Here is a 23,047-nt window from a genome sequence, read left to right as displayed (position 1 = left end):
TCCCATAGTCAGATTATTGTAGCGCGCGGATCAGCGCGTCATTATCGGCGTTGTCAGCTACCCGAATCGTACGCCAGCCCAAATCCCGGGCGAGGGTAGCCAGGCGTTCGCTCACTACTACCAGGCGGCAACGCAGCAGCCATGAAGAACGATAGTAATCAGGAACTAAAGTATAGAGCTGTTGTAACATTTCACCGCTGGTCACCACCAGCGTATCCACACCGGCACGCTGCCAGTGGGCGCTTTGCTCGCTGCCGTCGTAGTGCACCGGGCTGCGTTGATAGCATTCATAATAGCTGACGTCGGCGCCGCGCTCGCTCAGCGTTGTGCCCAGCAACTCGCGGCCGCCGTTGCCGCGTAAAATCAGCGCGCGTTTGCCCGCCAGTTTCTGCAGCGCCGGCAGCAGCAGCAGCGTTTCGCTGATCTCGCGCTCGCGCGGGTATTCCACCGGCAAACTGCTGATGCGGTGCAGCGCCAGTCCGGTGGTACGGCCAATGGCGTAATAGGCCAGGTGAGCGGGCCAGCTCAGTCCGGCGCGGCCGATGACCGAATCGGCATAGTTCACCGAATGCTGCGACAGCACGAATACCAGATCGCCGGCGTTCAACTGCTGCAACGCCTGCGGCAGCTGCGGCAGATCGCTGCCGGGGGCGAAGTCGATCAGCGGTGCATGATAGGCAACCCGGCCGAGTGCGCGCAGCCGGCTCACTAACCGCTCTCCCGAAGGCGATGGGCGGGTTACCAGGATCGTCATGCCGGCGGATTTCCCTGATAAACCTCGCGCAGGATCTCGCGCGCGCCGCGCGCCAGCAGCTCTTCCGCCAGCTCAACGCCCATCCGTTCAGCCTCGGCGGCCGGGCCGCGGCGTTCGCCGCGCACCATCTGGCTGCCGTCCGGCGCGCCGACCAGGGCGCGCAGCCATAGGCTGTCGCCATCCAGTTCGGCATAGCTGCCGATCGGCACCTGGCAGCCGCCTTCCAGGCGAGTGTTCATCGCCCGTTCGGCGCGCACGCGGGTTTCGGTAGCCGCATGGTTCAGCGGCGCCAGCAGCGCGCGGGTGACGCTGTCGTCGAGACGGCATTCAATGCCGACTGCACCCTGGCCGACCGCCGGCAGGCACTCTTCGGCGCTCAGCGGGCTGCGGATGCGTTGCTCCAGCCCCAGGCGCTTCAGGCCGGCCACCGCCAGAATAATCGCGTCGTAGTCGCCGTTGTCCAGCTTGGCCAGGCGAGTGCCGACGTTGCCGCGCAGGTCGCGTACGATCAGGTCCGGGCGGCGTTCGCGCAGTTGGCACTGGCGGCGCAGGCTGGAGGTGCCGACCACGCTGCCCTGCGGCAGCTGATCGAGCGAGGCGAAACGATTGGAAACAAAAGCGTCGCGCGGATCTTCGCGTTCGCAAATGGTGGTCAAACCGAGGCCGGCAGGGAAATCGACCGGCACGTCTTTCATCGAGTGCACGGCGATGTCGGCGCGGCCTTCCAGCAGCGCGAGCTCGAGTTCTTTAACAAACAGGCCTTTACCGCCGACTTTCGCCAGCGGCGTATCCAGAATAACGTCGCCGCGCGTCACCATCGGCACCAACTCGACCTGCAGGCCGGGATGGCTGGCCATCAGACGTTGCTGCACATAATGTGCTTGCCAGAGTGCAAGCGGGCTTTGTCGGGTGGCAATTCGAATAATTTTGTCTAACATGCTTGTTACCGTTTTTATATTTCGCCATCCATCCTACCACTGAGAGCCAATACTGTCAGTGCAAGAAGCCGGAGGCGGAAAAAGGACAACGGAATCAAAGGGACGTGTGATGTGCTTTGGGGCAGTTAACACTGCGGGTAAATCGTTTAGGGAAGCGCTACAATAATTGTGAAGCGTTACCTCCTTTACGGTCAATCAGCAAGGTGTTAAATTGATCACGTTTCCAGCAATAAGTCGCCAAATATTCTTCTTACACTAACGGCGCTTATGGAATACGGGTTTTTTTCTAAACACCGGGATAATCAGGCGAGACGTCTTGTACCTCTACATCGAGACATTGAAGCAGAGACTGGATGCGATCAATCAGCTACGCGTCGATCGCGCCCTAGCGGCTATGAAGCCCGCGTTTCAACGGGTATACAGTCTGCTGCCCACCTTACTGCACCACCACCACCCGCTGATGCCGGGTTACCTGAACGGTAACGTTCCCCATGGCATTTGCCTCTACACGCCTGATGAAACTCAACAAGATTACCTGAACGATTTAGAAGACAAATGGGGCAGCCCGTTTGACAAGCCGGCCAGCGGCGAGCTGCCGATCACCGGCGTCTACTCGATGGGCAGCACCTCGTCTATCGGCCAAAGCTGCAGTTCGGATCTCGACATCTGGGTCTGCCACCAGTCCTGGCTGGACAACGAAGAACGCACCCGTTTGCAGCAAAAATGCAGCCTGCTTGAGAAGTGGGCCGCCTCGATGGGGGTGGAGGTCAGCTTCTTCCTGATCGACGAAAACCGCTTCCGCCATAATGAAAGCGGCAGCCTGGGTGGCGAAGACTGCGGCTCGACGCAGCACATCCTGTTGCTCGATGAATTCTATCGCACCGCAGTGCGCCTGGCTGGCAAACGCATCCTGTGGAACATGGTACCGGGTGAAGAAGAAGCGCACTACGATGAATACGTGCTGTCGCTGTACGCGCAGGGTGCGCTGACGCCGAACGAGTGGCTGGATCTCGGTGGCCTGAGTTCGCTGTCGGCGGAAGAGTACTTCGGCGCCAGCCTGTGGCAGCTGTACAAGAGCATCGATTCGCCTTACAAGGCGGTGCTGAAGACCTTGCTGCTGGAAGCCTATTCCTGGGAATACCCCAATACCCAACTGCTGGCGACGGACATCAAACACCGGCTGCATCAGGGTGAGATCGTCAGCTTCGGGCTTGATGCCTACTGCATGATGCTTGAGCGCGTGACCCGCTACCTGACCGACATCAACGACACCACCCGCCTCGATCTGGCCCGCCGCTGTTTTTACCTGAAAGTATGTGAAAAGCTGTCGCTGGCCAAGGCCTGCGTCGGCTGGCGACGCGAGATCCTCAGCCAATTGGTCAGCGAGTGGGGCTGGAGCGAAGAGCGTCTGGCGATGCTGGATAACCGCGCCAACTGGAAAATCGAGCGGGTGCGCGAAGCGCATAACGAACTGCTCGATGCGATGATGCAAAGCTACCGCAACCTGATCCGTTTCGCTCGCCGCAACAACCTCAGCGTCAGCGCCAGCCCGCAGGATATCGGCGTGCTGACCCGCAAACTGTACGCGGCGTTCGAAGCGCTGCCCGGCAAGGTGACGCTGGTGAACCCGCAGATCTCACCGGACCTGTCGGAAAACGATTTAACCTTTATTCACGTGCCGGTTGGCCGCGCCAACCGCACCGGCTGGTACCTGTATAATCAGGCACCGGCTATGGATTCGATCGTCAGCCATCAGCCGCTGGAATATAACCGCTACCTGAACAAGCTGGTGGCCTGGGCCTATTTCAACGGCCTGCTAACGCCGCAGACCCGCCTGCACATCAAAAGCGGCAACCTGTGCGACACCGCCAAACTGCAGGAACTGGTGGCCGACGTTTCTCATCACTTCCCGCTGCGCCTGCCGGCGCCAACGCCGAAAGCGCTGTACAGCCCGTGTGAGATCCGGCATTTGGCGATCATCGTCAATCTGGAAAACGATCCGACCGCCGCCTTCCGCAATCAGGTGGTGCACTTCGATTTCCGCAAACTGGACGTGTTCAGCTTCGGCCAGCAGCAGCAGTGTTTGGTGGGCAGTATCGATCTGCTGTATCGCAACTCCTGGAACGAAGTGCGTACCCTGCATTTCAGCGGCGAGCAGTCGGTGCTGGAAGCGCTGAAGACCATTCTCGGCAAAATGCACCAGGACGCCGCGCCGCCGGAGTCGGTGGAAGTGTTCTGCTACAGCCAGCACCTGCGCGGCCTGATCCGCACCCGTATCCAGCAGCTGGTGTCGGAGTGCATCGAGCTGCGCCTGTCCAGTACCCGGCTGGAACCCGGCCGCTTCAAGGCGGTGCGCGTTGCCGGGCAGACTTGGGGGCTGTTCTTCGAGCGCCTGAGCGTGTCGGTGCAAAAGCTGGAGAATGCGGTGGAGTTTTACGGTGCGATCTCCAACAACAAGCTGCACGGCCTGTCTATCAAGGTGGAAACCGATCAGGTGCATCTGCCGCCGGTGGTGGACGGCTTCGCCAGCGAGGGGATCATCCAGTTCTTCTTCGAAGACACCTCAGACGACAAGGGCTTCAACATCTATATTCTGGATGAGTCGAATCGGGTGGAGGTGTATCACCACTGCGAGGGCAGTAAAGAGGAGCTGGTGCGCGACGTCAGCCGCTTCTACTCCTCGTCGCACGATCGCTTCACCTACGGCTCCAGCTTCATCAACTTCAATCTGCCGCAGTTCTATCAGATCGTGCAACTCGACGGGCGCACGCAGGTGATCCCGTTCCGCAGCAACGTGCTGTCCAGCCTGTGCGTGACGGTGGCCGACGGCGCCGCTCAGCCGCTGAAACAGCAGTTCCAGCTGCATTGACGCCGCAAGGGCTCGGTTGCCGAGCCCTGCTTAGCCTCAGGAAAAATGCAGTTCCTCGCCGGCCTGCGCGCTGGCCGCTTCGCTGAGCAGCTGATAAAACGGCTGCCCGCTGCGATCGCATAGCCAAATGCCGTCGCGGTAGTTGAAGTGATAACCGCCGGCCTTGGTGGCGAGCCACACCTGGTGCAGCGGCTCCTGGCGGTTGATGACGATTTTGGTGCCGTTTTCGAAGCTCAGCGTCATTACGCCGCCATTGGTTTCGTAATCGATATCCGCATCGCCGTCAAAATCGTCCAGTGTCTCTTCAATATTCAGCATCAGCTGGTCGGCCAACTGGTGAAACTCACTGTCGTTCATATTCAATTCCTATTGCTTTTCATGATCCACCTGCGATTATAGAGACCTTGGACGCATGAATTACAGGCATTAATGCAAATGAAAAAACAACTACGCTATGCGCTGATGGCAGTTCTGGTTACCGGCCTCGCCGGCTGCGGTCTGAAAGGCCCGCTTTACTTCCCGCCTGCCGATCCCGCCAGCCAGAAACCGGCCAAGCCGCCGGTGCAAACGGGCGATCAGGTGCAAAAGAACCAGCAGGAGCAGTCTGGCTCTCAGCAAAAACCGTCGATGGTTGACCAGTAAACCCCGGTTTGCGGTAGCGAGCGCCACCGCAACATCAAGACGGATAGCGCGTCCAGATAGCGGAGTATGATATGCAGTTCTCCAAAATGCACGGTCTGGGCAACGACTTTATGGTGGTCGATGCCGTTACACAGAATGTCTATTTTTCACCTGAGCTGATCCGCCGGTTGGCCGATCGGCACCTGGGCGTCGGCTTTGACCAGATGCTGGTGGTAGAACCGCCTTACGATCCCGAACTGGATTTTCACTACCGAATTTTTAACGCCGACGGCAGCGAAGTGGCGCAGTGCGGCAACGGCGCGCGTTGCTTCGCGCGTTTCGTACGGCTGAAAGGGCTGACCAACAAGCGCGACATCCGTGTCAGCACCCAAACCGGGCGCATGGTGCTCAGCGTCACCGACGACGATCTGGTGTGCGTCAACATGGGCGAACCGAATTTCGACCCGCAGGCGGTGCCGTTCCGCGCTACTAAGGCTGAAAAGACCTACATCATGCGCGCGGCGGAACATACCGTGCTGTGCGGTGTGGTGTCGATGGGTAACCCGCATTGTGTTTTGCAGGTGGATGATGTAAAAACCGCCAAGGTGGAGCTGCTCGGGCCGGTGCTGGAAGGGCATGAACGCTTCCCGGAACGGGCCAACATCGGCTTTATGCAGGTGGTGAGCCGCGATCACATCAAGCTGCGCGTTTATGAACGCGGCGCCGGCGAAACGCAGGCCTGCGGCAGCGGCGCCTGTGCGGCGGTGGCGGTGGGGATCCAACAGGAATTGCTGTCAGAAGAGGTGCATGTAGAACTGCCGGGCGGCAGCCTGCATATTCGCTGGAAAGGGCCGGGCAACCCGCTGTTTATGACCGGTCCGGCAACCCATGTCTATGACGGATTTATTCATCTATGAAAAGCGTAGAAGAACAGAGCGTCGCTGGCCTGGCGCTGGATGACGACACCGTGATGCAGTACCTGCTGCAGAACCCGGATTTCTTTATTCGCAACGCGCGCCAGGTTGAGCAGATGCGTGTGCCGCACCCGGTGCGCGGCACCGTTTCGCTGGTGGAATGGCACCTGGCCCGCCAGCGCAATCACATCGAACGGTTGGAAGAAGAGATCACGCTGTTGATGGAGCAGGCCAGCGCCAACGAAGGGCTGTTCGCCCGGTTGCTGCACCTGCAGGCCGATTTGGCCACTGCCGACAGCCTGCAGGACATGCTCAACCGGCTGCAGCGCTGGGCGCGCGGCTTCGGTTTGGCCGGTGCCACGGTTCGGCTGTTCGCCGAGCGCTGGAATATCGGCGCGCCTTCCGATTTCACCCACCTGGCGCTGACGCGTTCGGCGTTCGAGCCGTTCCGCATTCAGCGGCTGGGCAGCGAACAACATTACCTCGGTGGTCTGAACGGCCCCGAACTGCTGCTGCTGTTGCCGCAGGCCAAACAGATTGGCCAGATTGGCTCGGTGGCGCTGTCGATGCTGGGCGACGACGGTGAACTGGGCATGGTGATCTTCAGCAGCCGCGATACGCAACACTATCAGCAGGGCATGGGCACGGTGATGCTCAATCAACTGGCGCGCATGCTGCCGGAACTGCTGGAACGCTGGGTCGAACGCGCATGACGCCGATTGCGCCCAGCCTGCAGCAGCCGGTGGACGCGTTTCTGCGTTATCTCAAGGTAGAACGCCAACTCAGCCCGCTGACGCAGCTCAGCTATTCACGCCAGCTGGCGGCGCTGATGCGCCTGGCGCAGGAGATCGGCGTCACCGACTGGGTGGCGCTGGATGCCGCCCGGGTGCGCATGCTGGCGGCGCGCAGCAAACGCGCCGGCCTGCAGTCCGCCAGCCTGGCGCTGCGGCTTTCTTCGCTGCGCAGTTTCCTCGACTGGCTGGTCAGCCAGGGCGTATTGCACGCCAACCCCGCCAAGGGCATCCGCACGCCGCGCAGCGGCCGCCATCTGCCGAAAAACATCGACGTCGATGAAATGAACCAGCTGCTGGAGATCGATCTCAACGATCCGCTGGCGGTGCGCGATCGCGCCATGCTGGAGGTGATGTACGGCGCCGGCCTGCGCCTCTCCGAGCTGGTGGGGCTGGATTGCCGTCATGTCGATATGGCCGCCGGCGAGGTGTGGGTGATGGGGAAAGGCAGCAAAGAGCGCAAATTGCCGATCGGGCGCACCGCCGTCACCTGGCTGGAACACTGGCTGGCGATGCGCGATCTGTTCGGGCCGGAAGATGACGCGATGTTCCTGTCCAATCAGGGGCGACGCATCTCGACGCGCAACGTGCAAAAGCGCTTCGCCGAGTGGGGCGTGAAACAGGGCGTCAACAGCCATATTCACCCGCACAAGCTGCGCCACTCCTTCGCCACCCACATGCTGGAGTCCAGCGGCGATCTGCGCGCGGTGCAGGAACTGCTCGGCCACGCCAACCTGACCACCACGCAAATTTATACCCACCTCGACTTTCAACATCTGGCGAACGTGTACGATGCCGCGCATCCGCGTGCCAAACGGGGGAAATCCTGATGCATTTTTATCGCCCGCTGCGCCCGCTGGCGGCGCTGACTTTCGATCTGGACGACACGCTGTATGATAACCGTCCGGTGATCCGGCAAACCGAACAACAATCGGTGGCCTTCCTGCAGAGTTATCACCCCGGCCTGAGCAGCTTTCAGTCGGCGGATTTTCATCGCCTGCGTCAGGAGCTGCGCGAGCAGGAGCCGGAGATCTACCATGACGTCACCCAGTGGCGCTGGCGCGCCATTCATCTGGCGCTGAGCCGGCAGGGGCTGCGCGACGCCGAAGCGGCGATCGGGGCCGATGCGGCGATGCAGAACTTCGCGCTGTGGCGCAGCCGCATCGAGGTGCCGGAAGCGACCCACGCCACGCTGAAGGCGTTGGCCGCGCGCTACCCGCTGGTGGCGATCACCAACGGCAACGTCGATCCGTCGCTATGCGGCCTGGACGGTTATTTCCAGTTCGTGTTGCGCTCCGGGCCGGACGGGCGCGCCAAGCCGTACCAGGACATGTACCACCTGGCCGTTGAGCGGCTGGGCGTGGCGCCCGAGCAGATCCTGCACGTGGGCGACGATCTGACTACCGACGTCGCCGGCGCGCTGCGCGCGGGGCTGCAGGCCTGTTGGATCAACGATCGGCAACGCTGCCTGATGCAGGCTGCCGACAGCCGCTTGCTGCCGCATATTGAGATTTCGCAGTTGGCATCGCTGACAGCATTGTTATAATCCCTGCCAGAACTCTGTATAAATTTCCAGTGAAAAACCCGTCACCGGCGGGTTTTCCCTTAACCATTAGTGGTGCCTATGGACGTCTCCGATCTGCTCGACAGCCTGAATGAAAAACAACGTGAAGCCGTGGCGGCGCCGCGCAGCAACCTGTTGGTTCTGGCCGGGGCGGGCAGCGGCAAGACGCGGGTACTGGTGCATCGCATCGCCTGGCTGCTGTCGGTCGAGAATTGTTCGCCGTATTCGATCATGGCGGTGACCTTCACCAACAAGGCGGCGGCGGAAATGCGCCACCGTATCGAACATCTGATCGGCACCAGCCAGGGCGGCATGTGGATCGGCACCTTCCACGGCCTGGCGCATCGTCTGTTGCGCGCCCACCACCTGGAAGCCAACCTGCCGCAGGATTTCCAGATCCTCGACAGCGACGACCAGCTGCGGCTACTCAAGCGCATCATCAAGGCGCTGAACGTCGACGAGAAGCAGTGGCCGCCGCGTCAGGCGATGTGGTACATCAACGGCAAGAAAGACGAGGGCCTGCGGCCACAGCACGTCGAGACCTACAACAACCCGGTAGAGGCCACCTGGCTGCGCATCTATCAGGCCTATCAGGAAGCCTGCGATCGCGCCGGGCTGGTGGATTTCGCCGAGCTGCTGCTGCGCGCGCACGAACTGTGGCTGAACAAGCCGCATATCCTCAACCACTACCGCGAGCGTTTCACCAACGTGCTGGTGGACGAATTCCAGGATACCAACAGCATCCAGTACGCCTGGATCCGCTTGCTGGCGGGCGGCAACAGCAACGTGATGATCGTCGGCGACGATGACCAGTCGATCTACGGCTGGCGCGGCGCGCAGGTGGAAAACATCCAGCGCTTCCTGAAGGACTTCCCCGGCGCGGAAACGATCCGCCTGGAGCAGAACTACCGTTCCACCAGCAACATCCTGAAAGCGGCCAACACCCTGATCGCCAACAACGACGGGCGCATGGGCAAAAATCTGTGGACCGAAGGCGGCGAAGGCGAGCCGATTTCCCTCTACTGCGCCTTCAACGAACTCGACGAAGCGCGCTTCGTGGTCAACCGCATCAAGACCTGGCAAGACAACGGCGGCGCGCTGAACGACTGCGCCATCCTGTACCGCAGCAACGCCCAGTCGCGCGTGCTGGAAGAGGCGCTGCTGCAGACGGCGATGCCGTACCGCATCTACGGTGGCCAGCGCTTCTTCGAACGCCAGGAAATCAAGGATGCGCTGGCTTACCTGCGCCTCATTTCCAACCGCAACGACGATGCGGCCTTCGAGCGCGTGGTCAACACCCCGACGCGCGGCATCGGCGATCGCACCCTCGACGTGGTGCGCCAGGCGGCGCGCGATCGCCAGCTGACGCTGTGGCAGGCGACGCGCGAGCTGATGCAGGACAAGGTTCTGGCCGGCCGCGCCGCGTCGGCGCTGCAGCGCTTCATCGAGCTGGTGGAGTCGCTGGCTCATGAAACCGCCGATATGCCGCTGCACGTGCAGACCGACCGGGTGATCCGCGATTCCGGGTTGTTCATCATGTATGAGCAGGAAAAGGGCGAAAAGGGGCAGGCGCGTATCGAAAACCTTGAGGAACTGGTGACGGCGACGCGCCAGTTCAGCTATCAGGAAGAAGATCAGGATCTGATGCCGCTGCAGGCGTTCCTGTCGCATGCGGCGCTGGAAGCGGGCGAAGGCCAGGCCGACGCCTATCAGGATGCGGTGCAGCTGATGACCCTGCACTCGGCCAAAGGGCTGGAGTTCCCGCTGGTGTTTATCGTCGGCATGGAAGAAGGCATGTTCCCGAGCCAGATGTCGCTGGATGAAGGCGGCCGTCTGGAGGAAGAGCGCCGTCTGGCCTATGTGGGCGTAACGCGCGCCATGCAGAAGCTGACGCTGACCTACGCCGAAACGCGCCGTCTGTACGGCAAAGAGGTTTACCATCGGCCGTCGCGCTTTATCGGCGAACTGCCGGAGGAGTGCGTGGAAGAAGTGCGCCTGCGCGCCAGCGTATCGCGCCCGGTCAATCACCGCCGCATGGGCACGCCGATCAGCGAGAACGACACCGGATACAAGCTGGGTCAGCGCGTGCGCCATCCCAAGTTTGGCGAAGGCACCATCGTCAATCTGGAAGGCAGCGGCGAGCACAGCCGGTTGCAGATCGCTTTCCCGGGCGAGGGCATCAAGTGGCTGGTGGCGGCCTACGCTCGCCTGGAAACGGTATAAAGAGCGGGGAGAGTTGCAGGGGCAGGCCCCTGCAATCGTTCATTATCAGTGAGGGTAGCGATCGCCGACCTGCGCGGTGGCATACCAGCGCATCACCGCTTCGGTGCCTTCGCCGCCTTCCTGCGGTGCCCATTGCATGCAGTCCTCTTCGGTCAGCGCCTGATACGGGCCCTGCTTCACTTCGAACACCACGCCGCCGGCATCGACCGACAGCACCGCATGCCAGGTAAATGCCGGCATCTCCAGCACTTTGGTTTCTTCGCCGAGCAGGGTGCGCTGCATGACGACGCCGTCATCGTTGAACTGCAACACGACAAAACGACCGCGCAGCGGCGTCAGCAGCTCCCAGGTTTGCGGGTGGCGGTGCGGGCGGATATAGGTGCCGGGCTCCATGGCGATCGCCAGGCGTTGCACCGGGTCGCTCAGCTCTTCGTGTAAGGTGCGGTGCGCGCGCAGGCGGGGCACGCTGGCGGCCTGTTCGCTCATCGCGGTCAGTTCATGGGCGGTAATCTGTTTCATCGTTTAAATCCGCATGCTTGTCGTACCATTAGGGTGATGTCATCTTAGCAACATTCTTGGTGGCGGTAAGCGATCGTCGCGACTTTTTCAGTACGGTTTAAGCGTCATTTCTGCCATTGATCATCGTGATGATTTGTTGCGCAATTATCCCGCCTAACGTGTTGACAGGCTTTTTCTTCTCGGCGTAACATGCGCGCACTATTATCATTGAGGACAGACGCCTTGGACACACCCAGTAGATACTGGCTCACTGACCTGCGCCGCAGGTATAACTTCTAAGGCTCTCCGTTTTTGCTGATAGCCTTCGTGGTTGTCGGCGACCCCGCAAAGTGTCGCTATGAGTCAGATCTCTTCATGGTCTGAAACAATCGGTGATACGCATCCCCTCTGTTTCTGTGCTTCAACGCGTTGTCCGCACCCGTTACCTTCACGGAGTTTTGGCACATGCTGAGCGCTTTTAAATTAGATAACCGCCGCTTGTCCCGTCTGGAACTGGACGACTCGGATGATCTCACGTCATCGCTGTGGGTTGATCTGGTCGAGCCGGAAGAGGGCGAGCGTGAGCGCGTGCAGAATGAGCTGGGACAAAGCTTGGCGACGCGTCCCGAACTGGACGACATCGAAGCCTCCGCCCGTTTCTTTGAAGACGAAGACGGTCTGCATATCCACTCCTTCTTCTACTTTGAAGATGCGGAAGATCACGCCGGCAACTCCACGGTGGCGTTCACCATTCGCGACGGCCGCCTGTATACCCTGCGCGAGCGTGAACTGCCGGCGTTCCGCCTGTACCGCATGCGCGCCCGCAACCAGACCATGCTTGAAGGCAACGCCTACGAACTGCTGCTGGATCTGTTCGAAACCAAGATTGAACAGCTGGCGGACGAGATAGAGAACATCTACAGCGATCTGGAACAGCTCAGCCGGGTGATCATGGAAGGGCATCAGGGCGACGAATACGACGCCGCGCTGTCGACGCTGGCGGAGCTGGAAGATATCGGCTGGAAGGTGCGTTTGTGTCTGATGGATACCCAGCGCGCGCTCAACTTCCTGGTGCGCAAGGCGCGTTTGCCGACCGGCCAGCTGGAGCAGGCGCGTGAAGTGCTGCGCGACATCGAATCCCTGCTGCCGCACAACGAATCGCTGTTCCAGAAGGTGAACTTCCTGATGCAGGCGGCGATGGGCTTCATCAATATCGAACAGAACCGCATCATCAAGATCTTCTCGGTGGTGTCGGTGGTATTCCTGCCGCCTACGCTGGTGGCCTCCAGCTACGGCATGAACTTCGAATTCATGCCGGAACTGAAATGGTCGTTCGGCTACCCGGGCGCCATCACGCTGATGATCCTGGCCGGCCTGGCCCCTTACCTGTACTTCAAGCGCAAAAACTGGCTGTAACCCGGCGGCGCCGGGCTTAGCGCAGCTTGCGTTGGGTGTAGAGCGCGTCGAGGGTGAACAGGATCAGCGCCGCCCAGATAAAGCCGAAGGTCACCAGCTTGTCCTGGCCGATGGTCTCACCGTAGAAGGTGACCGCCAGCAGGAACATCAGCGTCGGGCCGAGATACTGGAAGAAACCGAGCGTCGACAGGCGCAGCCGGGTAGCCGCCGCGGTGAAGCACAGCAGCGGTACGGTGGTGACGATGCCGGCGGCGACCAGCAGCAGGTTCAGCGACCACGGGTTGGCGCTCAGGTGGCTGGTGGGGCTGTCGGCGAACAGGAACAGATAGGCGGCCGCCACCGGCAGCAGCCATAGCGTCTCAATCAGCATGCCGGTCTGGGCGTCGATGGCGATTTTCTTGCGCAGCAGGCCGTAGAAAGCGAAGCTGAACGCCAGCCCCAGACCGATGATCGGCAACGAGCCGAACTGCCAGAGCTGCACCAGTACCCCGGTGAATGCTAGCGCCACCGCCACCCACTGCATGCGACGAAAGCGCTCGCCGAGAAACAGCATCCCCAGCAGCACGTTAACCAGCGGGTTGATGAAGTAGCCCAGGCTGGCTTCCAGCATATGGTGATTGTTCACCGCCCAGATGAACAGCAGCCAGTTGCCGCCGATCAACAGCGCGGTGACCGCCAGCAGCAGCAGTCGTTTGCGGTTTTGGCAGGCGGCGCGCACTTTAGGCCAGTTGCGGCCCAGCGTGATCAGCGCCAGCATGAAGAAAAACGACCAGATGATCCGGTGGGTGAGGATCTCGTCCGCGGACACTTGCTGGATCAGTTTGAAATAGGCCGGGGCGATGCCCCACATAAAATAGGCGGCCAGGGCAAAGAAAATGCCCTGACGCGTTTGCTTTGCGTCCATGACGTCACTCTGGTGGGGAACGTAAGATGCGGTGAGTGTACTGAAGACGCTCACCGCACACAATCATCAGCCGACCAGATAGGTGGCGGTGGCGGTCGCGATATGCAGGCCGTCGTGGTTATGCAGTTCTACGCGCGCCACGGCGACCTTGTTGCCGCTGCGCAGCACGCTGGCGGAGGCGACGAAGTGTTCGCCGCGACCGGGGCGCAGATAGTCGACGCGCAGATCGATGGTGCCCATGCGCGACAGTTTGGCGGCGATCTCTTCTTCGATCAGCGGCTCCAGGCGCGTCAGCACGCCGCCGGCGCAAGCCAGCCCGGCGGCGACGTCGAGCACCGCGGCGATCACGCCGCCGTGCAGAATTTCCTGTGCGGCGTTGCCCACCAGCTTGCGCTGGTTGGTGAAGCTCAGCTCGACGTAGTCATCGTCGAAGCGGCGCAGCTCCAGGCCAAGCTCGCGGTTGAACGGCATGTGGTAGACAAAGATTTCGCCGATCTTGCGGCGGGCGGTTTCCAGGGTCAATGGTGTGGTCGACATAGCGGGTTTCCGTTTTTCTTTTGCGTTTTAAGGGAGCTAACTGGTCAGTCCAGGTTAATGGAATGTTGATTTTATGCTTAACCTTTGTTGCTTTCCAGACTATTCCAATAAAACCGGCCTGCGCTGCGGTAAAACGCCCTTTGTGTGTAAAATGGCCTGATTTTTTCCGGGCTTGCCCTTTTTCGTTGGAGTGAGGAGAGGTTATGCGCATTTTGTCAGGGATCGTTTCCGCCACGCTGCTGGTGCCGGCGCTGGCATTGGCTGAGGAAGCCAAAGAGCAGCAGATTCACGATAAGCCGGCGGTGCGCGGCAGCATTATCGCCAACCTGCTGCAGGAGCACGATAATCCGTTCACGCTGTATCCTTACGATCCCAATTACCTGCTGTACACCGACACCAGCGATATCAACAAAGAAGCCATCAAGACGTACAACTGGGCCGACAAGGCGCGCAAGGACGAGGTGAAATACCAGCTTAGCCTGGCGTTTCCGCTGTGGCGGGGCATTGCCGGCGACAACTCGGTGCTCGGCGCGTCTTATACTCAGCGCTCCTGGTGGCAATTGTCCAACCGCGGCGAGTCTTCGCCGTTCCGCGAGACCAACTACGAGCCGCAGCTGTTCGTGGGGTGGGCGACCGATTACCGCTTTGCCGGTTGGACGCTGCGCGATATTGAAATCGGCGTTAACCATCAGTCTAACGGCCGCTCGGATCCGACGTCGCGCAGCTGGAATCGCGGCTATGCGCGGCTGATGGCGCAAAACGGCAACTGGCAGGTGGATCTCAAGCCCTGGTTCCGCTTCTCGGAGAGCTCGAACAACGACGACAACCCGGACATCACCAAATACATGGGATACTACCGGCTGAAGGTCGGTTACGCCTGGGGCGACAGCGTGTTCAGCGTCGACAGCCACTATAACTGGAACAGCGGCTACGGCGGCGCGGAGCTGGGCTGGAGCTATCCGATCACCCGCAACGTGCGTTTCTATACCCAGGTATTCAGCGGCTACGGCGAATCGCTGATCGACTATAACTTCCGGCAGACACGGGTGGGCGTTGGTGTCATGCTGAACGATATTATGTAATCATACCCGCTGGGTGTGTACCGATGAAAAAATGGGGAAGTGTGTGTCAACCGCAGCAGTGATTAACAGAGAGTTGCTGGCCGAGCAGGTATTGCGCGATACCTTTGGCTACCAGCAATTCCGTCCGGGGCAGCAAACGATTATCAACGCCGCGATCGGCGGGCAGGATTGCCTGGTGGTGATGCCGACCGGCGGCGGCAAGTCGCTGTGTTACCAAATCCCGGCGCTGGTGATGGACGGCCTGACGCTGGTGGTTTCCCCACTGATCTCGCTGATGAAGGACCAGGTCGACCAACTGTTGGCCTACGGCGTTTCCGCCGCCTGCTACAACTCGACGCAAACCCGCGAGGAGCAGCTGGACGTCATGGCCGGCTGCCGCAACGGCACCATCAAGATGCTGTACATCGCGCCGGAACGGCTGATGATGGAAAGCTTCCTCAACCTGCTCGATCACTGTCCGCCGGCGATGCTGGCGGTGGATGAGGCGCACTGTATTTCGCAGTGGGGCCATGACTTCCGGCCGGAATATCGCGCGCTGGGCCAGCTGAAACAGCGCTTCCCGTCGATGCCGGTGATCGCGTTGACCGCCACCGCCGACGAGTCCACCCGCGGCGATATCGTGCGCCTGCTGTCGCTGCAGGACCCGCTGGTGCAGGTCAGCAGCTTCGACCGGCCGAACATCCGCTACACGCTGGTGGAAAAATTCAAACCGCTCGATCAGCTGTGGCGCTTCGTGCAGGATCAGCGCGGCAAGAGCGGCATTATCTATTGCAACAGCCGCGCCAAGGTGGAAGACACCGCTGCGCGCCTGCAAAGCCGCGGGCTGAGCGTCGGCGCCTACCACGCCGGGCTGGACAACGATCGCCGCGCGCAGGTGCAGGAAGCGTTCCAGCGTGACGATCTGCAGGTGGTGGTGGCTACCGTCGCCTTCGGCATGGGCATCAATAAACCCAACGTGCGCTTCGTGGTGCATTTCGACATCCCGCGCAATATCGAATCCTATTATCAGGAGACCGGCCGCGCCGGGCGCGACGGCCTGCCGGCCGAAGCCATCCTGCTGTACGATCCGGCCGACATGGCCTGGCTGCGCCGCTGCCTGGAGGAGAAACCCGCCGGGCAGCAGCTGGACATCGAACGCCACAAGCTGAACGCCATGGGCGCGTTCGCCGAGGCGCAAACCTGCCGCCGTCTGGTGCTGCTCAACTACTTCGGCGAAGGCAAGCACGAGAACTGCGGCAACTGCGACATCTGCCTCGATCCGCCCAAGCGCTACGACGGGCTGGAGGACGCGCGCAAGGCGCTGTCCTGCGTGTACCGCGTCGGCCAGCGCTTTGGCCTCGGGTACATCGTGGAAGTGTTGCGCGGCTCCAACAACCAACGCATTCGCGAATACGGCCACGACAAGCTGCCGGTGTACGGCATCGGCCGCGATCAAACCACCGAACACTGGACCAGCGTGCTGCGTCAGCTGATCCACCTGGGCTTTATCACCCAGAACATCGCCATGCACTCGGCGCTGCAATTGACCGAGGCGGCGCGTCCGGTGTTGCGCGGCGAGGTGGCGCTGCAGCTGGCGGTGCCGCGTATTCAGAGCCTGAAGTCGCGCAGCAGCGCCAACCAGAAATCCTACGGCGGCAATTACGATCGCAAGCTGTTCGCCAAGCTGCGTAAACTGCGCAAATCGATTGCCGACGAAGAAAACATTCCGCCTTACGTGGTGTTCAACGACGCCACGCTGCTGGAAATGGCCGAGCAGATGCCGATCAAGGCCGGCGATCTGCTGAGCGTCAACGGCGTCGGCCAGCGCAAACTGGAGCGTTTCGGCGCGCCCTTTATGGCGATGATCCGCGACCATCTCGACAATGATGAAGACTGAGGGCGATAAATCATGCTGATGCTGTTTCTCACCGTGGCGCTGGTGCATCTGATTGCGCTGATGAGCCCGGGGCCGGACTTCTTTTTCGTGTCGCAAACCGCCGCCAGCCGTTCGCGCCGTGAGGCGATGATGGGCGTGGTCGGCATTTCGCTCGGCATCGTGGTTTGGGCCGGCGTGGCGTTGATGGGGCTGCATCTGATCCTGCAGAAGATGGCCTGGCTGCATCAGGTCATCATGGTCGGCGGCGGCATTTACCTGTGCTGGATGGGGTGGCAACTGCTGCGTTCCGCGCGGGCGCAGCAAGCTGCTCCGGCGGCGGAGGCCCAGGTGGCGTTGCCGAAGGCCGGGCGCAGCTTTATTCGCGGCTTCCTGACCAATTTGTCCAACCCGAAAGCGGTGATCTATTTCGGTAGCGTGTTCTCGCTGTTCGTCGGCGACAGCGTCGGCGCCGGCGCGCGCTGGGGGCTATTCTTGCTGATCGTCGCCGAGACCTTCGTCTGGTTTAGCCTGGTGGCGGTGGTGTTTGCGCTGCCGGCGATGCGCCGCGGCTATCAGCGGTTGGCCAAGTGGATCGACGGCGTGGCGGGCGTGCTGTTTACCGGCTTCGGGTTACACCTGATCTTTACCCGCTGACCGGCGGTGAGATGCCCAAGGCCGAGCAGCGATGCCCGGCCTTTTTTGTCAGGCTTTGCGGGCGGTCGCCAGCAGCCCCGCCACCAGAATGAACAGCGAACCGAACACCCGGTTAAGCAGCTGCATCTGGCGCGGCGTTTTCAGCCAGCCGGCGATGCGCGTCGCCAGGGTGGCGTAACCGATCATCACCAGAATATCCACCACCACGGTGGTGACGCCGAGCACCAGGTACTGCTCGGCCTGCGGTTGATTGGGCAAGATGAACTGCGGGAACAGCGCGGCGAGGAACACGATGCTTTTCGGGTTGGTCAGGTTGACCAGCACCGCGCGGCGGAACAGACGGCGGCGCGGCATGCTGCCCGCCAGCGCATGCAGATCCAGCGCGCCAGCGGCGCGCCATTGCTGGATGCCGAGCCACACCAGGTAGGCGGCGCCCAACCATTTCAGCAGTTCGAACGCCAGCAATGATTGAGAAATCAGCGCGCCGAGACCGATGCCCACCAGCACGATGTGCGCGCTCAACCCGACCTGCAGGCCGGCGATTGACGCGGCGGCGCCGCGATAGCCGTGGCTGATGCCGGTGCTCATGGTGTTGATGGCGCCGGATCCAGGGGACAGGCTAAGGATAAGCGTGGTCAGCAGGTAGGTTAACCACCAGTCCAAGGTCATGGTTCTCGGCTCCCTGAAAGTGTCGTTTTGTGCCACAATGCGCCGAGGCGGCGCCGTTTTTTGTCAGAATTGAATCACAATACGCTAGTATGATTTCTTGTGCCAGCGGTCACATTTTTCCGCCGGCCCCACAGGGAAAACGCTCTCGATGACCTCGTTCACTCTCAGCTCCGATGACTGGTTAACGCGTGAAACGCAGTTCGCTGCCTTCGCCACCGGGCCGCTGCTGGATTTCTGGCGGCAGCGCGAAGAAGGCGAGTTCAGCGGCGTGGACGGCGTGCCGATCCGCTTTGTGCGTTTCAGTTCCGCGCGGCATCAGCGCGTGGTGGTGGTCAGCCCCGGCCGCATCGAAAGCTACGTGAAATACCCCGAGGTGGCCTACGATCTGTTCCACTGCGGTTACGACGTGGTGATCGTCGATCATCGCGGCCAAGGGCGTTCCGGGCGTTTACTGGCGGATACGCACCGTGGTCATGTGGTAAACTTCGCCGACTACGTGGACGATTTCGAGCAGCTTTGGCAGCGCGAAGTCGAGTCGCGCGGTTACCGGCAGCGCTTCGCGCTGGCGCATTCGATGGGCGGCGCGATCCTGGCGCAGTTCCTGCAACGCCGGCCGCAGGCGTTCGATGCGGCGGCGTTTTGCGCGCCGATGTTCGGCATCCAGTTGCCGATGCCGGGCTGGCTGGCCGACCGCATCCTCGACTGGGCGGAGACCCGTCCGGCGATCCGCGACTACTACGCGGTGGGCACCGGCCAGTGGCGGCCGCTGCCTTATGTGGTCAACGTGTTGACCCACAGCCGCGAACGCTACCGGCGTAGCCTGCGCTATTACGCCGATTACCCCGAGCTGCAGGTGGGCGGACCGACCTACCATTGGGTGCGGGAGAGCATCCGCGCCGGCCGGCAGATTATCGCGCAGGCCGGGGAGATAACAACGCCGCTGTTGCTTTTGCAAGCCGGTGAGGAACGGGTGGTTGACAACCGTTCGCACCAGGCTTTTTGTCAGGCTCTGTCAGACGCGGGGCGCCCTTGCGAAGGGGGGCTTCCGTGGGTTATCAACGGCGCACGCCATGAGATCCTGTTCGAGCGGGACGCGATGCGCGCCGAAGCACTGAACGCAATCCTGCGCTTCTTTGCTCAACACTTAGGTGGCGCGCTGCCGCCGACAACTCCATCAGAGGTTAGAACATAACGCTATGTATCACGTCGTCGCTTCCGATTTAGATGGCACGCTGCTGTCTCCCGACCATACCCTGTCGCCGTACGCCAAAGAAACGCTGAAGTTGCTGACCCAGCGCGGCGTGCATTTCGTGTTCGCCACCGGCCGCCACCACATCGACGTGGCGCAGATCCGCGACAGTCTGGAGATCAGCGCCTTTATGATCACCTCCAACGGCGCGCGGGTGCACAACACCGCCGGCGAGCTGATCTTCAGCCACAACCTGGACGAGGATATCGCCCGCGATCTGTACGGCATGCTGCACGACGATCCGGAGATAACCACCAACGTCTACCGTAACGATGACTGGTTCATCAACCGCGAAAGCCCGGAGCAGGAAGAGTTCTTCCAGGAGTCGGTATTCAAATATCAGCTGTTTGAGCCGGGCCTGCTGGAAACCGACGGCGTCTGCAAGGTTTACTTTACCTGTGAAGATCATGAGCGGTTGCTGCAGGTGGAAGACGCCATCAACGCGCGCTGGGGCGATCGGGTCAACGTCAGCTTCTCGTTCCCGACCTGTCTGGAAGTGATGGCGGGCGGCGTGTCGAAAGGGCATGCGCTGGAAGAAGTGGCCAAGATCATCGGCTATACGCTGCAAGAGTGCATCGCCTTCGGCGACGGTATGAACGATCTGGAGATGCTGTCGATGGCCGGCAAGGGCTGCATCATGCGCGACGCGCATCAGCGCCTGAAGGATATGCTGCCGGAGCTGGAAGTGATCGGCTCCAATGTCGATAACGCGGTGCCGCACTACCTGCGCAAGATGTTCCTCTGAAATAACCAGGCCGTTTCTCTGAAATAACAAGGGCGCCTTGCGGCGCCCTTGGCATTACTTGTGCTGGCCCTGCTTCTGCAGGAACTGCACGCCCTTGTCCGGGAAGTCGGTGAACACGCCGTCGACGCCGGCCTGGTTGTAAATCACGTCATACAGCTGGTTTACGTCGGTCACGTACTTCGGCAGCGCATCGGCGCGGATGGTGAACGGATGCACCGCCAGCTTGCTGGCATGCGCTTCTTTCACCATGTCGGTCAGCACGATGTGGCCCGGCTTGGATTGATCCGCCACCACCAGCATGTGGTAGTCCGGCCCGATGCCGTCGGCATACTGAGCGATTTTCTTCATCGCGCCCGGTTTGAACATCCAGTCATAGTCGTATTCCACCCACTTGCCGTCGGCTTTCTGCTCGTAGGTTTCCTGCCAGTCGTTGTAGGCGATCAGCTGAACCAGCTTCAGATCCATGCCCAGCTTCGGCTCCAGCTCGTTCTTGATGCGTTTGAGTTCGTTGGCGTCGAAGCACTGCAGGTAGACGTTGTCGTTCTTGCCGGTGTAACCGTACTGCTTGAGCACCGCCAGCACTTTGCTGGAGATGTCTTTGCCTTCCTGCTTGTGGAACCAAGGCGCTTTGATTTCAGGATAGATGCCGATGTTTTTGCCGGTCGAATGGTTCAGACCCTGTACGAATTCGATCTCTTCCTGGAAGGTGTGGACGCGGAAGTCGGATTTGCCCATCGGGAAGCGGCCAGGGTAGCCCTGTACCTTCTTGCCGTTTTCGATGTCAAAGCCTTCGGTGAACTTCAGCGATTTGATCTCCGCCAGCGTAAAGTCGATGGCGTAATAACGGCCGTCTTTGCGTGCGCGGTTCGGGAAACGTTCGGCGACGTCGGTGACGCGATCGAGGTAATGGTCGTGCAGCACCACCAGCTCGTTGTCCTTGGTCATCACCAGATCTTGTTCGAGGTAATCGGCGCCCTGCGCGTAGGCCATTGCCTTCGCCGGCAGAGTGTGTTCCGGCAGGTAGCCGCTGGCGCCGCGGTGGGCGATCACCACTTTGTCCGCCGCCTGGGCGGCGCTGACCATTGAGGTGGCGAGAATGATCCCTGTCAGCAGGGCTTTGACTTGAGTCCGCATTCCGTTTTCTCCGTGTTGTTGGGGGCAGGGTAGTAAAAAGGCCGCAGGGCGGCCTTTAAATCATGCAAAAGTCGTGTGACGGTTAGCCGCGCTTGCCGGCAGCGATTTCCGCGTGGTGTTTCTTCTCGTTCAGCATGGTCAGCAGCAGCAGGATAACCGCCAGCACGCCGCCGCCGATCATCACCATGAAGCCGCCGTCCCAACCGAAGAAGTCTACGGTGTAACCGACGATGGCGCTGGCCGCAACCGAGCCGCCCAGGTAGCCGAACAGGCCGGTGAAGCCCGCGGCGGTGCCGGCGGCTTTCTTCGGCGCCAGCTCCAGCGCGTGCAGGCCGATCAGCATCACCGGGCCGTAGATCAGGAAGCCGATGACCAGCATACAGATCATGTCCACGGTCGGGTTACCGGCCGGGTTCATCCAGAACACCACGGTGGCGATGGTCACCAGCGTCATGAAGAACACGCCGGTGGCGCCGCGGTTGCCTTTGAACACTTTGTCCGACATCCAGCCGCACAGCAGGGTGCCCGGGATACCGGCGTATTCATACAGGAAGTAGGCCCAGGAAGACTTGTCCAGCGCGAAGTGCTTCACTTCTTTCAGGTAGGTCGGTGACCAGTCCAGAATGCCGTAACGCAGCAGGTAGACGAACACGTTGGCGACCGCGATGTACCACAACAGCTTGTTCGGCAGGATGTACTGCATGAAGATCTGCTTGGCGGTCAGCTCTTCTTCGTCTTTTTCGCTGTAGTCGTCCGGGTAGTCGTTTTTGTACTCTTCAATCGGCGGCAGGCCGCAGGATTGCGGGGTATCGCGCATCAGGGCGAAGGCGATCAGGGCCACCAGGATGGCGCCGAAGGCCGGCATGTACAGCGCCGCGTGCCAGTCGTTGAACCAGGCCATGCCCAGCAGGAACAGCAGCGGCGGCAGGCCGCCACCCACGTTGTGGGCGCAGTTCCAGATGGAGACGATGCCGCCGCGTTCTTTCTGCGACCACCAGTGCACCATGGTGCGGCCGCACGGCGGCCAACCCATGCCCTGGAACCAGCCGCACAGGAACAGCAGAACGAACATCACCGCGATGCTGGAAGTTGCCCACGGTACGAAGCCCATGAACAACATCACCGCCGCCGCCAGGATCAGGCCGGCAGGCAGGAATACTCGCGGGTTGGAACGGTCGGAAACCGAACCCATGATGAATTTGGAGAAGCCGTAGGCGATAGAGATGCCCGACAGCGCGAAGCCGAGGTCGCCGCGGCTGAAGCCTTGTTCGATCAGGTAAGGCATGGCCAGGGTGAAGTTCTTACGCACCAGATAGTAGGCGGCGTAACCGAAGAAGATCCCCAGGAAAATTTGCCAGCGCAGCTTACGGTAGAGCGGATCTACCTTATCGCTCGGCACACGGGCGATGTGTGCGGCTGGCTTAAAAATACTCAACATGAGCGCCTCCGATGGCTTTATCTGTTATCACATCAATATGACCTTTTACGTTCATTTGATGATTGAGCGGATATCGAATGTGGTGTTTTTGTGTTCCATAACGAGCGCCATTGTCATCAAATACGCCTGGTGTCGCTGTGACGAATGGCGCAATTGTTACACTTTCATGAAACCACGGCGGATTTTGAGCGA

The 23,047-nt window shown here is 60.8% G+C and carries 22 protein-coding genes; 13 read left to right on the top strand and 9 right to left on the bottom strand.

Going from position 1 to position 23,047, the window contains the following annotated elements; all coding sequences use genetic code 11:
* Positions 1-13: 13 nt before the first annotated feature.
* Together hemD and hemC are read right to left on the bottom strand one after the other, a co-directional pair.
* Positions 14-754 (bottom strand): uroporphyrinogen-III synthase, encoded by a 741-nt coding sequence (gene hemD / locus ACJ8IL_RS16990; RefSeq protein ID WP_025304868.1) that lies wholly within the window; start codon positions 752-754, stop codon positions 14-16.
* The gene (hemC, locus tag ACJ8IL_RS16985) at positions 751-1,692 is read right to left on the bottom strand and encodes a hydroxymethylbilane synthase (protein WP_041037210.1); all 942 of its coding nucleotides are present in this window, start codon (positions 1,690-1,692) and stop codon (positions 751-753) included. The genes hemD and hemC overlap by 4 nt, the downstream gene beginning before the upstream one ends.
* A gap of 316 nt (positions 1,693-2,008) precedes the next feature.
* On the opposite strand from hemC, the gene ACJ8IL_RS16980 reads away from it, so the two are divergent.
* On the top strand, positions 2,009-4,561 hold the full coding sequence (locus tag ACJ8IL_RS16980; RefSeq protein ID WP_019452546.1) for a class I adenylate cyclase: 2,553 nt from the start codon (positions 2,009-2,011) through the stop codon (positions 4,559-4,561).
* 36 nt (positions 4,562-4,597) lie between these two features.
* On the opposite strand, the gene cyaY is transcribed toward ACJ8IL_RS16980, so the two are convergent.
* Complete coding sequence (cyaY, locus tag ACJ8IL_RS16975; RefSeq protein ID WP_173889847.1) at positions 4,598-4,918, bottom strand: iron donor protein CyaY; 321 nt, start codon at positions 4,916-4,918, stop codon at positions 4,598-4,600.
* A 78-nt stretch (positions 4,919-4,996) separates the two neighbouring features.
* Here cyaY and lptM point away from each other — a divergent pair, with 78 nt between their 5' ends.
* From lptM to uvrD, 6 genes are all read left to right on the top strand, one after another.
* A complete protein-coding gene (lptM, locus tag ACJ8IL_RS16970) occupies positions 4,997-5,203 on the top strand; it encodes an LPS translocon maturation chaperone LptM (RefSeq protein WP_004934241.1) in 207 nt (68 codons plus the stop codon).
* Positions 5,204-5,274: 71 nt separating this feature from the next.
* Complete coding sequence (gene dapF, locus ACJ8IL_RS16965) at positions 5,275-6,099, top strand: diaminopimelate epimerase (RefSeq protein WP_173889845.1); 825 nt, start codon at positions 5,275-5,277, stop codon at positions 6,097-6,099.
* Positions 6,096-6,809 carry a DUF484 domain-containing protein gene (locus tag ACJ8IL_RS16960; protein WP_049203609.1) on the top strand — a complete coding sequence of 238 codons (714 nt, stop codon included), beginning with the start codon at positions 6,096-6,098 and terminating at the stop codon, positions 6,807-6,809. The genes dapF and ACJ8IL_RS16960 overlap by 4 nt, the downstream gene beginning before the upstream one ends.
* Complete coding sequence (gene xerC, locus ACJ8IL_RS16955) at positions 6,806-7,717, top strand: tyrosine recombinase XerC (RefSeq protein WP_060434799.1); 912 nt, start codon at positions 6,806-6,808, stop codon at positions 7,715-7,717. Before ACJ8IL_RS16960 ends, xerC begins: the two co-directional genes overlap by 4 nt.
* The gene (gene yigB / locus ACJ8IL_RS16950) at positions 7,717-8,433 is read left to right on the top strand and encodes a 5-amino-6-(5-phospho-D-ribitylamino)uracil phosphatase YigB (RefSeq protein WP_025304873.1); all 717 of its coding nucleotides are present in this window, start codon (positions 7,717-7,719) and stop codon (positions 8,431-8,433) included. The genes xerC and yigB overlap by 1 nt, the downstream gene beginning before the upstream one ends.
* Before the next feature lie 78 nt (positions 8,434-8,511).
* Positions 8,512-10,674 carry a DNA helicase II gene (gene uvrD, locus ACJ8IL_RS16945; protein ID WP_025304874.1) on the top strand — a complete coding sequence of 721 codons (2,163 nt, stop codon included), beginning with the start codon at positions 8,512-8,514 and terminating at the stop codon, positions 10,672-10,674.
* Between the two features lie 45 nt (positions 10,675-10,719).
* On the opposite strand, the gene ACJ8IL_RS16940 is transcribed toward uvrD, so the two are convergent.
* A complete protein-coding gene (locus tag ACJ8IL_RS16940; RefSeq protein ID WP_025304875.1) occupies positions 10,720-11,193 on the bottom strand; it encodes a WbuC family cupin fold metalloprotein in 474 nt (157 codons plus the stop codon).
* 444 nt (positions 11,194-11,637) lie between these two features.
* Between ACJ8IL_RS16940 and corA the strand changes: the two genes are divergently transcribed.
* Positions 11,638-12,588 (top strand): magnesium/cobalt transporter CorA, encoded by a 951-nt coding sequence (gene corA, locus ACJ8IL_RS16935; protein WP_004934262.1) that lies wholly within the window; start codon positions 11,638-11,640, stop codon positions 12,586-12,588.
* Positions 12,589-12,604: 16 nt separating this feature from the next.
* Here the strand turns inward: corA and rarD are convergent, their stop codons facing one another.
* Both rarD and ACJ8IL_RS16925 read right to left on the bottom strand, forming a co-directional pair.
* Entirely contained in the window at positions 12,605-13,492 is an 888-nt protein-coding gene (rarD, locus tag ACJ8IL_RS16930; protein WP_025304876.1) for an EamA family transporter RarD, read from the bottom strand.
* A 66-nt stretch (positions 13,493-13,558) separates the two neighbouring features.
* Positions 13,559-14,029 carry a thioesterase family protein gene (locus tag ACJ8IL_RS16925; protein WP_141971678.1) on the bottom strand — a complete coding sequence of 157 codons (471 nt, stop codon included), beginning with the start codon at positions 14,027-14,029 and terminating at the stop codon, positions 13,559-13,561.
* Between the two features lie 203 nt (positions 14,030-14,232).
* Here ACJ8IL_RS16925 and pldA point away from each other — a divergent pair, with 203 nt between their 5' ends.
* Genes pldA through rhtC form a run of 3 tightly spaced genes read left to right on the top strand, consistent with a single transcriptional unit; the run spans position 14,233 to position 17,620 of the window.
* Complete coding sequence (gene pldA, locus ACJ8IL_RS16920; RefSeq protein WP_342096150.1) at positions 14,233-15,111, top strand: phospholipase A; 879 nt, start codon at positions 14,233-14,235, stop codon at positions 15,109-15,111.
* A 43-nt stretch (positions 15,112-15,154) separates the two neighbouring features.
* The gene (recQ, locus tag ACJ8IL_RS16915) at positions 15,155-16,987 is read left to right on the top strand and encodes an ATP-dependent DNA helicase RecQ (RefSeq protein WP_049200049.1); all 1,833 of its coding nucleotides are present in this window, start codon (positions 15,155-15,157) and stop codon (positions 16,985-16,987) included.
* A 12-nt stretch (positions 16,988-16,999) separates the two neighbouring features.
* Positions 17,000-17,620, top strand: a complete 621-nt coding sequence (gene rhtC, locus ACJ8IL_RS16910; RefSeq protein WP_049203601.1) for a threonine export protein RhtC — start codon at positions 17,000-17,002, stop codon at positions 17,618-17,620.
* A 48-nt stretch (positions 17,621-17,668) separates the two neighbouring features.
* On the opposite strand, the gene rhtB is transcribed toward rhtC, so the two are convergent.
* Complete coding sequence (gene rhtB / locus ACJ8IL_RS16905) at positions 17,669-18,289, bottom strand: homoserine/homoserine lactone efflux protein (RefSeq protein ID WP_060434791.1); 621 nt, start codon at positions 18,287-18,289, stop codon at positions 17,669-17,671.
* Positions 18,290-18,437: 148 nt separating this feature from the next.
* Here rhtB and pldB point away from each other — a divergent pair, with 148 nt between their 5' ends.
* A complete protein-coding gene (gene pldB / locus ACJ8IL_RS16900) occupies positions 18,438-19,481 on the top strand; it encodes a lysophospholipase L2 (protein ID WP_043142212.1) in 1,044 nt (347 codons plus the stop codon).
* Positions 19,482-19,485: 4 nt separating this feature from the next.
* Positions 19,486-20,283 (top strand): sugar/pyridoxal phosphate phosphatase YigL, encoded by a 798-nt coding sequence (gene yigL, locus ACJ8IL_RS16895; RefSeq protein WP_025304881.1) that lies wholly within the window; start codon positions 19,486-19,488, stop codon positions 20,281-20,283.
* 54 nt (positions 20,284-20,337) lie between these two features.
* Here the strand turns inward: yigL and glpQ are convergent, their stop codons facing one another.
* Both glpQ and glpT read right to left on the bottom strand, forming a co-directional pair.
* Positions 20,338-21,417, bottom strand: a complete 1,080-nt coding sequence (glpQ, locus tag ACJ8IL_RS16890) for a glycerophosphodiester phosphodiesterase (protein WP_025304882.1) — start codon at positions 21,415-21,417, stop codon at positions 20,338-20,340.
* An 82-nt stretch (positions 21,418-21,499) separates the two neighbouring features.
* The gene (glpT, locus tag ACJ8IL_RS16885; protein WP_025304883.1) at positions 21,500-22,855 is read right to left on the bottom strand and encodes a glycerol-3-phosphate transporter; all 1,356 of its coding nucleotides are present in this window, start codon (positions 22,853-22,855) and stop codon (positions 21,500-21,502) included.
* Between the last annotated feature and the right edge of the window lie 192 nt (positions 22,856-23,047).

The sequence above is a fragment of the Serratia sp. CY47444 genome (genome assembly GCF_052168635.1).
GTDB classification, from domain to species: Bacteria; Pseudomonadota; Gammaproteobacteria; order Enterobacterales; family Enterobacteriaceae; genus Serratia; species Serratia bockelmannii.
The sequence above is the reverse complement of the archived record's forward strand: the minus strand, read 5'-3'. Positions and strand labels throughout refer to the sequence as shown.

What these genes read in the sequence shown, in the direction of transcription:
- uvrD (WP_025304874.1), top strand. Translation starts at nt 8,512, where the DNA reads ATGGACGTCTCCGATCTGCTCGACAGCCTGAATGAAAAACAACGTGAA.
- hemD (WP_025304868.1), bottom strand. Translation starts at nt 754, where the DNA reads ATGACGATCCTGGTAACCCGCCCATCGCCTTCGGGAGAGCGGTTAGTG.
- pldA (WP_342096150.1), top strand. Translation starts at nt 14,233, where the DNA reads ATGCGCATTTTGTCAGGGATCGTTTCCGCCACGCTGCTGGTGCCGGCG.
- rarD (WP_025304876.1), bottom strand. Translation starts at nt 13,492, where the DNA reads ATGGACGCAAAGCAAACGCGTCAGGGCATTTTCTTTGCCCTGGCCGCC.
- rhtB (WP_060434791.1), bottom strand. Translation starts at nt 18,289, where the DNA reads ATGACCTTGGACTGGTGGTTAACCTACCTGCTGACCACGCTTATCCTT.
- dapF (WP_173889845.1), top strand. Translation starts at nt 5,275, where the DNA reads ATGCAGTTCTCCAAAATGCACGGTCTGGGCAACGACTTTATGGTGGTC.
- glpQ (WP_025304882.1), bottom strand. Translation starts at nt 21,417, where the DNA reads ATGCGGACTCAAGTCAAAGCCCTGCTGACAGGGATCATTCTCGCCACC.
- rhtC (WP_049203601.1), top strand. Translation starts at nt 17,000, where the DNA reads ATGCTGATGCTGTTTCTCACCGTGGCGCTGGTGCATCTGATTGCGCTG.
- lptM (WP_004934241.1), top strand. Translation starts at nt 4,997, where the DNA reads ATGAAAAAACAACTACGCTATGCGCTGATGGCAGTTCTGGTTACCGGC.
- yigB (WP_025304873.1), top strand. Translation starts at nt 7,717, where the DNA reads ATGCATTTTTATCGCCCGCTGCGCCCGCTGGCGGCGCTGACTTTCGAT.
- hemC (WP_041037210.1), bottom strand. Translation starts at nt 1,692, where the DNA reads ATGTTAGACAAAATTATTCGAATTGCCACCCGACAAAGCCCGCTTGCA.
- cyaY (WP_173889847.1), bottom strand. Translation starts at nt 4,918, where the DNA reads ATGAACGACAGTGAGTTTCACCAGTTGGCCGACCAGCTGATGCTGAAT.
- ACJ8IL_RS16960 (WP_049203609.1), top strand. Translation starts at nt 6,096, where the DNA reads ATGAAAAGCGTAGAAGAACAGAGCGTCGCTGGCCTGGCGCTGGATGAC.
- glpT (WP_025304883.1), bottom strand. Translation starts at nt 22,855, where the DNA reads ATGTTGAGTATTTTTAAGCCAGCCGCACACATCGCCCGTGTGCCGAGC.
- pldB (WP_043142212.1), top strand. Translation starts at nt 18,438, where the DNA reads ATGACCTCGTTCACTCTCAGCTCCGATGACTGGTTAACGCGTGAAACG.
- ACJ8IL_RS16940 (WP_025304875.1), bottom strand. Translation starts at nt 11,193, where the DNA reads ATGAAACAGATTACCGCCCATGAACTGACCGCGATGAGCGAACAGGCC.
- xerC (WP_060434799.1), top strand. Translation starts at nt 6,806, where the DNA reads ATGACGCCGATTGCGCCCAGCCTGCAGCAGCCGGTGGACGCGTTTCTG.
- corA (WP_004934262.1), top strand. Translation starts at nt 11,638, where the DNA reads ATGCTGAGCGCTTTTAAATTAGATAACCGCCGCTTGTCCCGTCTGGAA.
- yigL (WP_025304881.1), top strand. Translation starts at nt 19,486, where the DNA reads ATGTATCACGTCGTCGCTTCCGATTTAGATGGCACGCTGCTGTCTCCC.
- ACJ8IL_RS16925 (WP_141971678.1), bottom strand. Translation starts at nt 14,029, where the DNA reads ATGTCGACCACACCATTGACCCTGGAAACCGCCCGCCGCAAGATCGGC.